Raw genomic sequence first — 14,862 nt, 5'->3', positions numbered from 1 at the left:
CCCCGAGGGGTCAGCCATTCTGCTCGGCCCAGTCATCGAGCGCCTTCGCGGCGTCCTCGGGGCTGGTTCCGGTGTAGAGGCTCTGCACGATCTCGGTGAACTTGTCGTTGAGGCCCACGACGGGCAGGCGGATGTCGCCCGCGCCCTCGCCCACCGCCACCAGCTCGGGTGCCTCGTCGATGATCGCCTGGATCTCCGTCGCGACCGGCGACTGCTCGACGGAGGCGCCGGCACGGAACACGCCGTCGGCGGTCAGCTGGCTCTCGATCGCGGCCTGGTCGGTCACCAGATACTCGACGAGCTGGAGGGCTTCGTCGGAGCGCTCGCTGCCGGCGTAGACCATGTAGGGGCTCGCCATGGTGGCGCCCTGCGGGCCGGGGTAGGCCATGCCCTCGTCCACCGGCGGGGAGAAGACGCCCACCTCGAACGGAAGCTCGCCCGCGTTGTCCAGGCTGGCGACGAGCCAGCTCCCGAGCGGGTACATCCCGACCTTGCCGTCCATGAAGTTGGCGTCGGCCGTGGTCGGGTCGAGGCCGACATCGGTCTTCTTGATGTAGCCGTCACCCAGCCAGGTGGCGTAGTGCTCGAACATCGGCTCGAAGGCGTCACCGAGGGTCAGCTTCCCGTCGGCGACGGTCGACTGCCACTCGGGCTGCTCGGTGTTGAGGGTGGGGTGCCACAGCTGCTGGAGCTGGAGGCCGGTCTGCCACTGGCCCGCGGTCTGCAGCGGGGTGTAGCCGGCGTCGGCGAGCTTGCCGAGCGCAGCGTCGAACTCGTCCCAGGTCTGCGGCGTGGCATTGATGCCGGCCTTCTCGAAGGCCGTCTTGTTGTAGTAGACGAGCGACTGCGCCTGGGAGCCGACACCGGCGACCAGCCGCTTGCCGTCGATGGCGTACGTGTCGACCATCGGAGTGTCCTCGACCCAGCTCTCGTCGGAGAGGTCGAGCACCTCGGGAGCGATCTGGTCGTCCGGGAAGATCGACTGCACCACGTCGGGGGCAGTGCCCGCGGCGAGCTGAGAGCTGAAGGTCTCGCTCACGTTGGTGCCGGTCGGCCCCTCGATCTTGACGTCGATGCCGGTCTCGTCCTCGAAGGGCTTCACCAGGTCGTTCCAGAAGTCCTTGGTGAGGTTGTCGGTCAGGTTGACCAGCACCCGCACCTCCTTGCTGTCGTCGCTGGCGGCGCCGTTGCCTCCACAGGCCGCGGTCGCGATCAGGGGGAAGAGAACCGCCGCGACAGCACCCACCCTCCACATGCGTCGTGTCTCCACAGGAGTCTCCGTTTCGTCGTCCGTCGATCTCTCCGACGGAGGTTGTTCGTGGGGATCCTGGCGATGCGAGCTGCCGACCACCAGGATTAGGAAAGCGCTATCCCGGGCACTAACGTGACGAAGATAACACATATGATGTTTAAATAGGCAAGCCCGTTCTAGACATTTTTGAAACGGTCCAACCAGCCTCGACCACACCGAGAGGAGCCGCCTCGTGCGTGCCGCCTTCGCCATGACTCCCGACCTTCAGCATCGGTTCTTCGATGCCACCCTGCTGGCCGAGCTGGGCGAGCTCGTGGACATCGATGCCGACGCCGTGCTCACGTCCTACGACGACCCGGGTGCCGCCGAGGTGGAGGTGCTCATCACAGCCTGGGGCACGCCGACCATCGACGCGTCGGCGCTCGCCCGAATGCCACGGCTGCGCGCCGTCGTCCATGCCGCGGGCTCGGTGAAGTACTTCCTCACCCCGGCGGCCTGGGAGCGCGACCTGCGGGTCACCTGCGGCGTGGAGCCCAACGCCCGCCCGGTGGCCGAGTACGCCCTGGCCGCGGTGCTGTGGGCGACGAAGTCCGTCCTGCCGCTGGCCGAGCGGTTCCGCGCCGAGCGGGTGGCTCCCGACCTCACCGTCGACGACACCATCGACGGTGCGTACGGCACGACCATCGGCGTGCTGGGCGCCTCAGCCACGGGACGGGCACTGCTCGAGCTGCTCGCCCCGTTCGACCTCACCGTCCTGGTCAGCGACCCGACGATCGACGCGGCCAGCGCCGCCGAGATGAGTGCGGAACTCGTCGGCCTCGACGATCTCTTCGCACGCTCTCGTGTCGTATCGCTGCACGCGCCGCTGCTGCCGCAGACCCGGCACCTGGTCGACGCCCGCCTGCTCGGGTTGATGGGCGACGGCACGACCCTGATCAACACCGCCCGGGGTGGCGTCGTCGACCACGACGCGCTCCGCGCCGAGCTCGTATCGGGACGGCTGCGGGCCGTCCTGGACGTCACCGAGCCGGAGCCGCTCCCCGCCGATGATCCGATGTGGGGCCTGCCCAACGTCGCCCTGACCCCGCACGTCGCCGGCTCGCAGGGCAGCGAGCTGCGCCGCCTCGGCCGTGCCGCCGTGGACGAGGTGCGTGCCCTGATCGACGGCCGGCCGCCGCTGCGCCCGGTCGACCCCGCCACCCTGGCAACCAGCGCCTGAACACCATCGGAGACCCCCATGACGAAACCTGCGCCCGACCTCGCCCACCTCACCCGCTGGTTCCTGACCTGGGTCACCGACGAAGGGGCGATCAACGGCTTCCACAACCACAGCGTGTGGGGCACGAACCCCGCGACCTTCCTCGACTGGACCAGCGGCCACGCCGCCTTCTCCGCGCCGGCTCTCGGTGCCGTCGCACAGCTCCTCGCCGCACGGCCCGATGACCGGGCCGCCGAGGTGTGGCGGCGGATGATGCGTTTCCAGAGCAGCGCGCTGCAGGACGACGACCAGTACAAGCACGTCGGCTTCCAGGTCGGGGAGTCGGCCACGACCGGCCTGATCCACAACGCCACCGGCAGCATCGGTCTGCTCCTCGGGCTCAAGCACGCCCGGCACCTGCTCGACGACGCCGAGGTCGACCGCATCGTCGACGTGGTGCGCCGCAACCTGGTCGCCCTCCACTCCTTCGGCGGCGGCCGCCCGGCCGAGGACGGCACCTGCAACCAGGAGTACGCCCGGGTGTGGGTCAAGCTGCTGCTCTCCGAGGTGACCGGCGACGACAGCGGCCTGGCGGAGATCGGCGAGGACCTCGACGTCCTCATCGCCCGCCACCACGAGCCCGGAGTCCCGGACGCCGACTCCTCAGGCACCTGGCGCCAGGCCGAGGATCGGGTCGCCGGCGGGATCCTGGAGCCGGCGGAGTACTACGGCCTGATGATCATGCCGCTGCTGCTCGGCCACCTGCGCCTGGGCGAGCAGCGCTACCTCGACGAGGCGGTCCGGCTGTGCCGCCATGTCGCCCGCTCCGCATGGACCGACGCGGACGGCCAGACCCGCTTCCACCGTTACTGGTACGTCGCACCCAGCACGACGCTGAAGAGCGACACCCCCATGCTGATCGCGGGCATGGGACTGTCGCTGCACGGCATCCGCGAGGTGTGCCGGGTGCGCCCCGACGCCGAGCTCGAGGAGTTCATGGCGCGTTGCCGGGCGACGTACGCGCACTATCAGGCGCCGGCCGGCTACTTCGCCTCGGCGACCCACTGGGGCACCGAGGCCGACGTCGCCCCGAGCACCGCGTGGCACGCCCACGACCTGGTCTTCCTCGCCGACGACGTCGAGGACCCGGGCCCGGACTTCTGGACGACGGTGCTCACGCCCGACGAGCGCCAGTCGGTCCTGATGACCAACCGGGCCGTATGGTCCGAGCACGGCGTGCACTGGTGCATCCGCAGCCCGCTGACCGCAGGCGACCTCCACCTCTACGGCCGCAAGGACCGGGCGGTATTCGGGCGCGACTTCTTCGCGTGGACCGACAAGGAGCCGCTCGACGACGAGCTGCGCTACCCCGAGGCGCCACTCTTCCTCGAGACCAACGACGGCATGCGACGCGTGGACACCTCCGATCGACCCACCGACGTCTCCACGCTCGGCACGACCTATCAGGGAGAGCTCTGACCATGACCCTGCTGCGCCCCGGACTGTGCTCGGTCACCGCCCGTCATCTCCCGACGGACGGAGTGCTCGAGGTCGCCGCGGAGGCCGGCCTGGCCTGCATCGAGTGGGGCGCCGACGTGCACGCCCCGCCTGGCGACCTGCGCGGCCTGGCCGACGCGACCGCCGCCGCCGGGCTGGCCGTCGCTTCCTACGGCACCTACTGGCGGGCACCGGCGGACGACGACGGGGGCGCGCTGATCGGCGCAGCGCAGGCGCTGGGGTGCACACGCCTACGCATCTGGGCGGGCACCACCGGCTCGGCCGAGGCCTCCCCCGGCGAGCGCGCCGCGGTCGTACGCCGCGTACGGCGGCTGGCCGACGAGGCCGCCGGTCACGGCCTCGAGCTCGCCTTCGAGCACCACGACCTGACCCTGGCGGACACCGTCGAGTCCACCCTCGACCTCCTCGCCGAAGTGGACCGGCCCAACGTCGGCACCTACTGGCAGCCTCGGGTGGGCGAGCCGGCAGAAGTGGCACTGGCCGGGCTCGCCCGGCTGCTCCCGCACGTACGCGCGGTGCACGCGTTCTCCTGGTGGCCACGTCACGAGCGGCTGCCGTTGGCGGCCCGACCCGACCTGTGGCCGGCGGCCCTGGAGATGCTCGCCGCCACCGGGCGGCCGACCGACGTACTGCTGGAGTTCCTGCCCGACGACGACATGTCGCTGCTGCCGAGCGAGGCAGGTCGTCTGCGCGAATGGATCGCGCAGACGACCTGACCGCTCAGCCGGCGGCCGGGCCTCCGGGGAGCCCGATGCCGTCCCTGGTGACCAGCCGGTTCCAATTCGCCACCCACGTCCGGCCGTAGGCCTGCGCGACCTCGCCGGTGTAGCTGAACTTCAGCGTGTTGAGGTCGAGCCCGGCGGCCTCGAGCGATGCGGGCTTGCTCAGGTTGGTGTTGATCGCGTCGCTCCAGGTGGCGAGGCGATAGGTCGCGGCCGGGTTCGCGAACGAGTTCTCCCCGGCGCGATACTCACCGCCACCGATGATGACCGAGCGGTCGATCGCGTTGCGGGCGGGCACGTAGAGGGAGTTCGGGTTCTCCCACACGGTCGCACGGTCGCAGCCGTTGGTGCCGGCCGGCGCGTAGTCGGCCTTCTTGCAGTCCTCGCCGGTCGCGGTGACGCGCGGGACGTACCAGTCCCCGATCTCCGGGAACACGATCGGCTTCCCGTCGGAGTAGCGGGCCTTGCCGTCGGTGTAGTGACGGTGCCAGCCGGCGACGTCCTCCTCGGTCGCCGAGTACTTCTCGCCAGGACGTACGTCGAGGAACGAGTTGTAGCGGCTCTGCACCACCCAGCCGTTGGGCACCGGCAGGCCGGTCTCGCCGTTGCGGTGGTAGAGCTGGTCATGGCCGGTCTGGTCGACGTCGATGAACACGTTGTCCGTCGCCTTGTTGCTGTGGCCCGACTGGAAGAAGACACCCGAGTGCGCGTTCTTCACGACGTTGTGGTGGAACCGCATCCCCGAGACGCCGTCGTCCATGTAGAACGCGTCGTTGGAGCCGCCGATGGTGTCGAAGAAGTTGTACGCGACCTCGTTGCCCAGATAGGTGTAGTCACGCCCGGTGTAGACGACGCCCTGGTCTCCGGCGTTCTTCACCAGGTCGTAGAAGTGGTTGTGGTTGACGCGCATGTCGTTGCCCATGATCTGCACCGCCATGTGGGGCGCGTCGTGGACGTAGTTGTTCTCGAAGCTGTTGCCGACGCCGTACAGGTAGCCCGCCGGCGTGTAGGTCGCCAGCCGTGAGAAGCGAGCGATCTCGTTGTTGCGGGCCACGTTGTCGCCGCGCTCGAGTGTGCTGCGGTCACCACCGCCGAGCAGGACTCCGCCGCCGCCGAGGTCGTGGAGGTAGGAGTTCTGGACGACGTTGTCGTGGCCGCCGCGTACGGTCTCGTAGTCGGGCAGCGCGGTGATCGACTCGGTGGTCTCGCCGATGCGGATCGCGTCCATGCTGACGTTGGAGATGTCGACGCCGTCGATCAGCGTCTTCTCGGCATCGAGCAGCTGGACCGCGCTGATCAGCGAGTCCGACATCGACAGACCCTTCAGGGTCACGCCGGTGGTGCCCTCGAGCCGGAAGATGTTGTCGTCGAAGGCGCGCAGCGTCGCGCTCTTGCCCGCCATCGTCCCGCCCGCCGGCTTGTAGTAGACGACGTCGTTGCCCGCGTGGCGGTCGATGTAGTACTCACCCTCGACGTCCATCTCGGAGAGGATGTTGATCGCCTTGACCTTGGTGTAGTCGTTGCGGGGCCAGTACATCGAGGGATACTTGGCGTACATCGTGGTGCCGCTCCAGGAGACCAGCCGCACCATGTCGTTGGCGTAGTTGTTGCCGAGGTAGCCCGAGAGCCAGGCCTCGGTCTCGTACGTCGTGTTGTCGACGTCGGTGAGCTCCTGCGGGTCGGCCTGCACCGGGATGTGGGAGTAGGCGCCGAAGCCGCGGGTGCCGTGGTCGATGATCTCCGGCACCCCCTGCGGAGCCCAGCCCTGGTAGCGGTTGCCCTCGAGCAGCCGGCCACCGACCTCGTAGAGGGGAGGCGTCATCTTGCGCATCTCGTCCTGGGACCAGGTGTCGCGGTCCTCGGGGTCGGCGAGCTGCTGCTTCTTGTCCTCGAACTGCGCGCGCGGCGTCGTCCCGCTGATCGCCCAGTCCGGCTCCATCCCGAACCGGTCGCGCAGCGTCCACTGGATGAGGTCGTTGGTCGCCGGGACCTTCCACTTGCCGCCGTCGCCGTAGAGGTGGCAGCTGGAGTCCGCCCCGGTGCAGCCCTCCTGGTTGGGGAACTGCGCGAGCGTCTGCGTCCCGCCGTCGACGACGAGCTCGGGAGCGAAGGGCTGCGGCAGCCAGTTGAACCCGTTCTTGTAGAGCGTGCCGGGGTCGATGCCCTCGGCGCCCAGGTCGTACACCCACACGCCCTCGCGCAGCGCCGGCGAGTCGAGTCGGGCGTTCGAGGAGAACTGCGGCTGGGCGAGCTCCTCCTCGGACAGGTCCGCGAGCGGCCGCCAGCCCTGGGCTTCCAGGGCGTGCGCGCCGGTGAGGCGGACCTTCTCCCCCGCCGCGGCGCGGTAGGTGACCCAGGAGTGCTCGGGACCGGTCAGGTCGATCGCGTCGTCGAGGACGTACTCGCCTCCGTGGACGATCACCGTGCCCCGGTTCTCCGCGGAGGTACGTCCGGCCAGCGCGTCGCGGGCCGCTTCCACCGTGCGCAGCGGCCGGCTCTTCGTGCCCGGGTCGGCGTCGTCGCCGTCCGGGGCGACGTGGACCGTGAGGGTCGTCTCGGCCGCGGTGGCGGGCTGCGTACCGGTGACGAGGACCGTCGAACCGAGTGCCGCCAGGACCACGGCCGCCGCGGCGCGGGCGCGGCGTGTCGTGCGAGTCTGCATGTCCGTCTCCTTGAGATATGACGTATGACATGTGTCTAACATCACAGACGAGGTGCGGGCAAGCGTTTTCCAATGTTTCCGGGGCGCGCGCCCACGATCAGGAGACGAGGCCGTAGACCCGAGCCGCCGTGCCACCCCGGACGTCGGCTCGGCCGGTGTCGTCGAGCCCGGCGAGCACCGTGTCGGCGAGGTCGATCACCTCGCCGTAGGAGGAGCGCAGCAGGCAGACCGGCCAGTCCGAGCCGATCATGGTGCGCTCGGCGCCGAAGACATCGATGACGTACGCAGCCCAGGGAAGCACCGCGTCGATCGGCTGGTCCGGGGCGAGCTCGGTGACGAGCCCGGACAGCTTGCACGCCACGGTGTCGTGGCGGGCGAGCGCGGCGACGTGTCCCGCCCACTCGTCGAAGGCGGCGGAGTCGATCACGGGCTTGCCGACGTGATCGAGCACCCAGCGCCCGCCGGGCACCTGCTCGACAGCGCCGACGGCTGCCGGCAGCTGGTGCTGGCGCACCAGCAGGTCGTAGACGAGGCCGGCCTCGGCGACGGCGGTGAGCCCCCGCAGCACGTCGTCACGGAGGAGCCACTCGGGATCGGGCTCGGACTGCACCAGGTGCCGGATGCCGACCAGGAGGTCTCCCCCGGGGCGCTCGCGCAGCTCGGCGAGCCGGTCGGCGACGTCCGGGGCGGTGAGGTCGACCCAGCCGACGACCCCGAGGATCTCGGGCGTGGCCGCCGCCAGCGCGAGCAGCTCGGGGGTCTCCTCGGCGACCGCGACGGTCTGGACGACGACGGTTCCGGCGATCTCGTGGTCGTCCAGGTGGGGCCGGAGGTCGTCGAAGGAGAAGGAGCGCCGGATGGCCGGGAGATCGCGCGTCCACTCCTGGTCGCGGACCTCGAGGTCCCACACGTGGTGGTGGGCGTCGATGCGGCGAGCCCCGCCCATCACCTCAGTCAAGGTGGAAGACCTCGGTCATCGGCGACCACTGCTCGTCGTCCGCGGCGGAGGGCAGCCGCTCCTGGCACGGGGCGGTGACCTCCCACCATCGCTGGGTCACGTCGTGGGCGGCGATCGCGGCCATGTCGGCGTCGTAGTCGGTCCCGACGTACTCGAAGTAGCTGAACAGCCAGCCCTCGCGCAGGAAGATGGAGTAGTTGCGGATGTTGCTGGCGGTCAGGCGCTCGAGCACCTCGGGCCACACCGCGGCGTGCAGCTCGACGTACTCCGCCTCCTTCTCGGGGCGCAACCGGACCACGGAGCCGTGTCGGGTCATGGTGGGGGTCCTCTCGGTGTGGTGGGCGAACGGTCAGAGGTCGTCGACGAGGACGACGTGCAGGGTGCGCGGGCCGTGGACGCCCTCGACGCGGTCGAGCTCGATGTCGCTGGTCGCCGACGGCCCGCTGATCCAGGTCTGCGGCCTCGCCGGGTCGAGCCGGGCGACGGCCTGCGGGACACCGGCCACGACGTGGGCGGCCCCGAGCACGCACACGTGCAGGTCCGGGACGAGGGTCAGCGCGCGACGTCCCTGGCCGGGGCCGTGGTCGAGCACCACCGTGCCGGTGGCTGCGATGCCGAGCGCGGCTGCTGACACGACCGCATCGATCGCGTCGAGCTCGGCGGCCGACTGCCCGGTGTCGTCCACGGATCCGGGGACCGGCCACGGCAGGCCCGGGGGTACGACGACGCTCCGGCCGGCGACCGCCCGCGCCAGCACCTCGGCGACCTCTGCCGCACGGCACCGAGTGACGGTGGCGCGGTAGTCCTCGACGCGCTCCACGAAGCGATCGAGCACCGTGGACCGGTCGAGGTCGTCACCCCCACCCCGGTAGCCGCGCGGCACCTCAGCGGTCGGGCGAGGCACCTCGCCGAGCGCTTGCCGGACACGGCCGAGGATCTCCTCACGGGTGCTCATCGACACCTCCTTCGGTGCGGCGCCACCAGGCGCGGAAGGACTCGGCGGGTGGGTCCGGCAGGTCGCGGGCCTGCGTCCAGGGGCGCGCCCCGGCGCGGCGGGCGAGCCGGACGCCGGTGCCGACGAGGCGCTCGGCGAGGCCGAGCCGGCGGCTGGACGCGAGCGTCGCCCCGGCGGCCTTCATCGCCACCGCCTCGGGCTTGGGTACGCCACCTCGGTGGGCGTCGACGACCTGCGAGCGCAGCTCCACGAGCACCGAAGGGATGTCGATACGCACGGGACAGGCCTCGAAGCAGGCGCCGCACAGCGTCGAGGCGTACGGCAGGGAGTCGGTCTGGTCGTCGTGCCCGACTCCCTTCAGCAAGGGGTTGAGGATGGCGCCGATGGGGCCTGGGTAGACCGAGCCGTAGGCATGGCCGCCGGTGCGCTCGTAGACCGGGCACACGTTGAGGCAGGCCGAGCAGCGGATGCAGCGCAGCGCCTGACGACCGACCTCGTCGGCGAGCGCGCGAGTGCGGCCGTTGTCGAGCAGCACCACGTGCACCTCCTGCGGGCCGTCGCCCGGAGTGACTCCGGACCACACCGAGGTGTAGGGGTTCATCCGCTCCCCCGTCGCCGAGCGCGGCAGGAGCTGGAGGAAGACGTCGAGGTCGTCCCAGGTCGGCACGGTCTTCTCGATGCCGACCACCGAGACCAGCACCTCGGGCAGGGTCAGGCACATCCGGCCGTTGCCCTCCGACTCCACCACGACGAGGGACCCGGTCTCGGCGACCGCGAAGTTGGCACCTGAGACACCCACCTTGGCGCGCAGGAACTTCTCGCGCAGATGCAGGCGAGCGGCCTCCGCGAGCCGCGCGGGCTCGTCGGTGAGGTCCTCGGGAGCGGGACGGCCGACCTCGCCCATCGCGGAGGCGAAGATCTCCCGGATCTCGGCGCGGTTGCGGTGGATCGCCGGCACCAGGATATGGCTCGGCAGATCGTCGCCCAGCTGCACGATGAGCTCGGCCAGGTCGGTCTCCCAGGCGTCGATGCCGCGGGCGGCCAGCGCCTCGTTGAGACCGATCTCCTGGGTCGCCATCGACTTCACCTTCACCACCTCGGTGGCGTCGTGCGCGGCGGCGATGTCACCGACGATGCGGCAGGCCTCTGCGGCGTCGCTCGCCCAGTGGACGGTCGCGCCGGCCTTCGTGAGCGACTCCTCGAGACGTACCAGATGCTCGTCGAGGTGCAGCAGCACGTTCTCCTTGATCGCCGCACCGGCCAGGCGCAGCTCCTCCCACTCCTCGACCTCGCCGACGACGGCGGCGCGCTTGGCGCGGATGGTGCCGGTCGCGTGCGCGAGGTTGCGGCGCAGCTGGGAGTCGCCGACCGCCTCACGCGCGGCCTTCGGGAACACCGGCATCCCGACGAACGTGCCGGTCATGAGGCGACCACCGCGGCAGGCTCGGTCTGGGCGAGGACGTCGGCCAGGTGCATGACGCGTACGCCTGCGCGCTGCCGGGAGAGCAGGCCTCCGACATGGGTCAGGCAGGACCGGTCACCGGCCACCAGCACCTCGGCCCCGGTCTCGCGTACGTGCCGGGCCTTGTCGGAGCCCATGGCGACCGACGTGTCGGAGTTCTTCATCGCGAAGGTGCCGCCGAACCCGCAGCACTCGGTCGCGCCGGGCAGGTCCACCAGGTCGATCCCTCGGACGTGCCGGAGCAGCCGCAGTGGCCGGTCGCCGACCGCGAGCATCCGCAGCGAGTGACAGGTCGGGTGGTACGTCACCCGGTGCGGGAAGTAGGCACCCACGTCCTCGACTCCCAGTACGTCCACCAGGAACTCGCTGAGCTCGTAGACACGCTGGGACGTTTCCCGGGCCGCCTCCCGCAGGCCATCGTCGCCGCTGCGGCGGGCCACCAGGTCGTGCTGGTGCCGTGCCGACCCGGCGCACGAGCCCGACGGCGTGACGACGGCGTCGTACCCCTCGAAGGCCCGGACGAAGGAGCGCAGCACCGGCACCGCCTCGTCGAGGTAGCCGGTGTTGACCATCGGCTGGCCACAGCAGGTCTGGTCCTGGGGGAAGTCCACCTCGACGCCGAGGCGGCGGAGGAGCCGGACCACGTTGCGCCCGGTGTCGGGGAACAGGGCGTCGTTGATGCAGGTGACCATCAGGGCTACGCGCACGACGGCACCAGCCCCTCCTCGGCCAGGTCGGACCAGAGCGCCTCAGGCACCGTGGCCGCCAGACGCTCGAGGTTCTGCCGAACCTGCTCGGGCCGCCCCGCGCCTGCCACCACCGACACGACCCGCGGGTCCTGCAGCGGGTAGTGCAGCGCGGCGGTGGCGATCTCGACCCCGTGCGCCTCGCACACCTCGCCGATACGCAGCGCGCGCTCGAGGATGTCCTCGGGCACCTCGCCGTAGTTGTACATGGCGCCCCGGCGCGGGGTGGTGGCGAGCAGGCCGCTGGCGAAGACGGCCGCCGCGACGATCTTGGTGCCGTGCCGGTCGCAGGCCTCAAGCACGCCGTCGGCGACGGACTGGTCGAGGAGCGTGTAGCGGTTGGCGACCATGATCACGTCGGCGAGTCCGGTCTCGACGGTCGCGGTGAGCGCCTGAACCGACAGGGATCCGGTCCCGATCGCGTCGACCATCCCCTCCTCGCGGAGCTTCGCCAGGCCGGCGAGCGCGGTCTCGACGGCCGCCGGGTCCTCGGAGAACTCAGGATCGTGCACGTAGAGGATGTCGACCCGGTCGAGGCCGAGCCGGGCCAGCGACTCCTCCAGGCTGCGGCGTACGCCGTCGGCGGAGTAGTCCAGCACCCGGTGCGAGCTCGCCGGGACCGCGAAGCCCATGTCGTCCTGGGACTCCCCGTCCCAGGTGGGGTTGGGCCGCACGAGCCTGCCCACCTTGGTCGAGACGACGAACTCCGACCGCGGACGTGTCGCCAGGAACCGCCCGATCCTCTCCTCGGACAGTCCCAGCCCGTAGTGGGGCGCGGTGTCGAAGTGACGTACGCCTGCTTGCCAGGCCGCCTCGAGCGTGGCGTGACAGTCCTCGTCGGTGCGCGGCCGGAACAGGTTGCCCATCGGTGCACAGCCGAGTCCGAACAGCGGGATCTCCATCCGCCCTCCTCAACCTCTGACTCCACGGTCGTCCGACCGCCACATCGAGGCTAGACATCTGATGTTTGGGCTGTCAATATGCATGGAGTGCCCAATTCGGCGCTCTTAGACCACCATAGATCCGATTAATCAACGTTGGAGGCCACACCATGAAGTTCGCCCGCCTGGGACCCGCAGGTGAGGAGCTGCCCGTCCTCGTGCTCGAGGGCGAGGTGCGCAGCCTGGCCGGTCTCACCGACGACATCGACGGAGCCTTCTGGGCCTCCGACGGGCCGGCACGAGCCGCCGCCGCCCTTGCCGCGGGCGACCTCCCCCTCGTCGAAGGAGCCGACACGCTCCGCGTCGGCGCCCCGATCACCCAGCCCGGCGCCATCGTCTGCATCGGCATGAACTACGCCGCACACGCCGCCGAGTCCGGCGCGGAGCCGCCCGCCGTCCCGGTCATCTTCTTCAAGGCTCCCAACACGATCGCCGGCCCGAACGACACCGTCACCATCCCGCGCAACAGCACCAAGACCGACTGGGAGGTGGAGCTCGGCGTGGTGATCGGAAAGCGCGCGTCCTACCTCGACTCCCCCGACCAGAGCCTGGAGCACGTCGCGGGCTTCCTGGTCGCCAACGACCTCTCCGAGCGCGAGTTCCAGCTCGAGATCTCGGGCGGCCAGTGGAGCAAGGGCAAGATCGCCCCCGGCTTCAGCCCGATCGGCCCCTGGGTCGTGACTCCCGACGAGGTCGAGCACCAGAAGCTCGGCATGCGCTCCTTCGTCAACGGCGAGCCGCGCCAGGACTCCGTGACCGCCGACCAGATCTTCGACGTCGCGACGGTGATCCACCACCTCAGCCAGTTCATGGTCCTCGACCCGGGCGACCTGATCATGACCGGCACCCCGGAGGGCGTCGCGCTCTCCGGCCGCTTCCCCTACATCCAGCCCGGGGACCTCGTCGAGATCGAGATCGACGGACTCGGCCGCCAGCGCCAGGAGTACGTCGCCTACGGGAGCCAGGCATGAGCGGCCAGGGGACGCGCGAGCTCGACGGGCTCGTCGCGCTCGTCACCGGTGGTGCCTCCGGCATCGGCGCTGCCATCGTCGAGGTCCTGCTGGATCGGGGAGCCCAGGTCGCGGCCCTCGACCTCGACCCCGAGGGCATCCACCCCAAGGCCCTCGGCATCCGCGCCGACGTCACCGACGACGCGAGCATCAGGGCCGCGGTGGAGCAGACGGTCGCCGACCTCGGCCGGCTCGACATCGTGGTCAACAACGCCGGCATCGGCGCCCAGGGCACCGTCGAGGACAACCCCGACGAGCAGTGGCACGCGGTCTTCGACGTCAACGTCCTCGGTGCCGTACGAGTCTCGCGCGCCGCGCTCCCGCACCTTCGGCGCTCCCCCGCTGCGGCGATCGTGAACGTGGCCTCGGTGGCCGCGACCACGGGCATCCAGCAACGAGCCGTCTACTCCGCGAGCAAGGGTGCGGTCCAGTCCCTGACGCAGGCCATGGCCGCCGACCACCTCCGGGAGGGTATCCGGGTGAACTGCGTGAACCCCGGCACCGCCGCCACCCCCTGGGTTCAGCGCCTGCTCGACTCGGCCGACGACCCCGAGGCCGAGCGTGCCGCCCTGGACGCGCGGCAGCCGCACGGCCGGCTGGTCAGCGCGGACGAGGTCGCCCTCGCGGTCGCGTACCTGGCCAGCCCCTCGTCGGGCTCGACCGCCGGAGTGGCCCTCGCTGTCGACGGCGGCATGGCAACGTTACGGTTGCGACCGACCGAGTGAGAGGACCAGGATCCCGATGGCGCTGACCGACGAGGCGATCGAGAAGATCAAGGAGATGATCCTCGACGGCAGCCTGAAGCCCGGCGACCGTCTCCCCCGCGAGGCCGACCTGTCGGTCCAGCTCGGCATCTCCCGCAGCTCCCTGCGCGAGGCGGTGCGCGCGCTCTCGATGATGCGCATCCTCGACGTACGTCAGGGCGACGGCACCTACGTCACCAGCCTGACGCCGGAGATCCTGCTGGAGACGATGGGCTTCGTCATCGACTTCCACCAGGACTCCAGCGTCCTCGACCTCTTCGAGGTGCGCCGGGCGCTGGAGCCGCTGGCCGCCGAGAAGGCGGCCATGCAGATGTCATTGGAGGAGTCCGCCGACCTGCTCGCGCTGGTGGACTCGGTCAGCCCCGAGACGTCGTTGGAGGAGGTCGTGGCCAACGACCTGGAGTTCCACCACCGGATCGCCCAGGCCTCCGGCAACACCGTGCTGTGCTCGTTCATCGACGGGGTCGCCAACCGCACCCAGCGAGCACGGATCTGGCGTGGCGTGACGCAGCAGGACTCCTTCGACCAGACGCAGCGTGAGCACCGCGGCATCGCCCTGGCCATCGCGGACCGACAGCCGAGTATCGCCGCCGCGCTGTCGCTGGCCCACGTCGCAGGCATCGAGAACTGGATCCGCCGCAGCCTCGCCGAGGACGGGGAGAAGGAGGAGTGAG

The 14,862-nt window shown here is 70.4% G+C and carries 14 protein-coding genes; 6 read left to right on the top strand and 8 right to left on the bottom strand.

What is annotated here, in order from left to right; translation table 11 throughout:
• Positions 1 to 10: 10 nt before the first annotated feature.
• Positions 11 to 1,270, bottom strand: a complete 1,260-nt coding sequence (locus ACW14X_RS20695) for an ABC transporter substrate-binding protein (RefSeq protein WP_457163127.1) — start codon at positions 1,268 to 1,270, stop codon at positions 11 to 13.
• 214 nt (positions 1,271 to 1,484) lie between these two features.
• Here ACW14X_RS20695 and ACW14X_RS20690 point away from each other — a divergent pair, with 214 nt between their 5' ends.
• From ACW14X_RS20690 to ACW14X_RS20680, 3 genes are read left to right on the top strand one after another with little or no spacing between them, the layout of a single operon-like run.
• Entirely contained in the window at positions 1,485 to 2,471 is a 987-nt protein-coding gene (locus tag ACW14X_RS20690) for a hydroxyacid dehydrogenase (protein ID WP_457163126.1), read from the top strand.
• Between the two features lie 18 nt (positions 2,472 to 2,489).
• A complete protein-coding gene (locus ACW14X_RS20685; RefSeq protein WP_457163125.1) occupies positions 2,490 to 3,929 on the top strand; it encodes a hypothetical protein in 1,440 nt (479 codons plus the stop codon).
• A 2-nt stretch (positions 3,930 to 3,931) separates the two neighbouring features.
• On the top strand, positions 3,932 to 4,684 hold the full coding sequence (locus tag ACW14X_RS20680; RefSeq protein WP_457163124.1) for a sugar phosphate isomerase/epimerase family protein: 753 nt from the start codon (positions 3,932 to 3,934) through the stop codon (positions 4,682 to 4,684).
• A gap of 4 nt (positions 4,685 to 4,688) precedes the next feature.
• Here the strand turns inward: ACW14X_RS20680 and ACW14X_RS20675 are convergent, their stop codons facing one another.
• From ACW14X_RS20675 to ACW14X_RS20645, 7 genes are all read right to left on the bottom strand, one after another.
• The gene (locus ACW14X_RS20675) at positions 4,689 to 7,352 is read right to left on the bottom strand and encodes a right-handed parallel beta-helix repeat-containing protein (RefSeq protein ID WP_457163123.1); all 2,664 of its coding nucleotides are present in this window, start codon (positions 7,350 to 7,352) and stop codon (positions 4,689 to 4,691) included.
• A gap of 97 nt (positions 7,353 to 7,449) precedes the next feature.
• Positions 7,450 to 8,301, bottom strand: coding sequence for an amidohydrolase family protein (locus tag ACW14X_RS20670; RefSeq protein WP_457166078.1), 852 nt, complete (start codon positions 8,299 to 8,301; stop codon positions 7,450 to 7,452).
• Position 8,302: 1 nt separating this feature from the next.
• Positions 8,303 to 8,626 (bottom strand): L-rhamnose mutarotase, encoded by a 324-nt coding sequence (locus tag ACW14X_RS20665; protein WP_160027504.1) that lies wholly within the window; start codon positions 8,624 to 8,626, stop codon positions 8,303 to 8,305.
• A 33-nt stretch (positions 8,627 to 8,659) separates the two neighbouring features.
• Positions 8,660 to 9,265, bottom strand: coding sequence for a LutC/YkgG family protein (locus ACW14X_RS20660; RefSeq protein ID WP_350843060.1), 606 nt, complete (start codon positions 9,263 to 9,265; stop codon positions 8,660 to 8,662).
• The gene (locus tag ACW14X_RS20655; RefSeq protein ID WP_457163122.1) at positions 9,252 to 10,688 is read right to left on the bottom strand and encodes a LutB/LldF family L-lactate oxidation iron-sulfur protein; all 1,437 of its coding nucleotides are present in this window, start codon (positions 10,686 to 10,688) and stop codon (positions 9,252 to 9,254) included. The genes ACW14X_RS20660 and ACW14X_RS20655 overlap by 14 nt, the downstream gene beginning before the upstream one ends.
• Positions 10,685 to 11,419 (bottom strand): (Fe-S)-binding protein, encoded by a 735-nt coding sequence (locus ACW14X_RS20650; RefSeq protein ID WP_350843072.1) that lies wholly within the window; start codon positions 11,417 to 11,419, stop codon positions 10,685 to 10,687. The genes ACW14X_RS20655 and ACW14X_RS20650 overlap by 4 nt, the downstream gene beginning before the upstream one ends.
• Before the next feature lie 5 nt (positions 11,420 to 11,424).
• Positions 11,425 to 12,375 (bottom strand): aldo/keto reductase, encoded by a 951-nt coding sequence (locus tag ACW14X_RS20645; RefSeq protein WP_457163121.1) that lies wholly within the window; start codon positions 12,373 to 12,375, stop codon positions 11,425 to 11,427.
• 149 nt (positions 12,376 to 12,524) lie between these two features.
• Here ACW14X_RS20645 and ACW14X_RS20640 point away from each other — a divergent pair, with 149 nt between their 5' ends.
• From ACW14X_RS20640 to ACW14X_RS20630, 3 genes are read left to right on the top strand one after another with little or no spacing between them, the layout of a single operon-like run.
• Complete coding sequence (locus ACW14X_RS20640) at positions 12,525 to 13,385, top strand: fumarylacetoacetate hydrolase family protein (protein ID WP_457163120.1); 861 nt, start codon at positions 12,525 to 12,527, stop codon at positions 13,383 to 13,385.
• The gene (locus ACW14X_RS20635) at positions 13,382 to 14,149 is read left to right on the top strand and encodes an SDR family NAD(P)-dependent oxidoreductase (protein ID WP_457163119.1); all 768 of its coding nucleotides are present in this window, start codon (positions 13,382 to 13,384) and stop codon (positions 14,147 to 14,149) included. The genes ACW14X_RS20640 and ACW14X_RS20635 overlap by 4 nt, the downstream gene beginning before the upstream one ends.
• 16 nt (positions 14,150 to 14,165) lie before the next feature.
• Complete coding sequence (locus tag ACW14X_RS20630) at positions 14,166 to 14,861, top strand: FadR/GntR family transcriptional regulator (protein ID WP_457163118.1); 696 nt, start codon at positions 14,166 to 14,168, stop codon at positions 14,859 to 14,861.
• Position 14,862: the final 1 nt, after the last annotated feature.

It is taken from the genome of Nocardioides sp. YJ-D4 (assembly GCF_054031495.1).
This window is presented reverse-complemented; position numbering and strand designations above follow the sequence as displayed.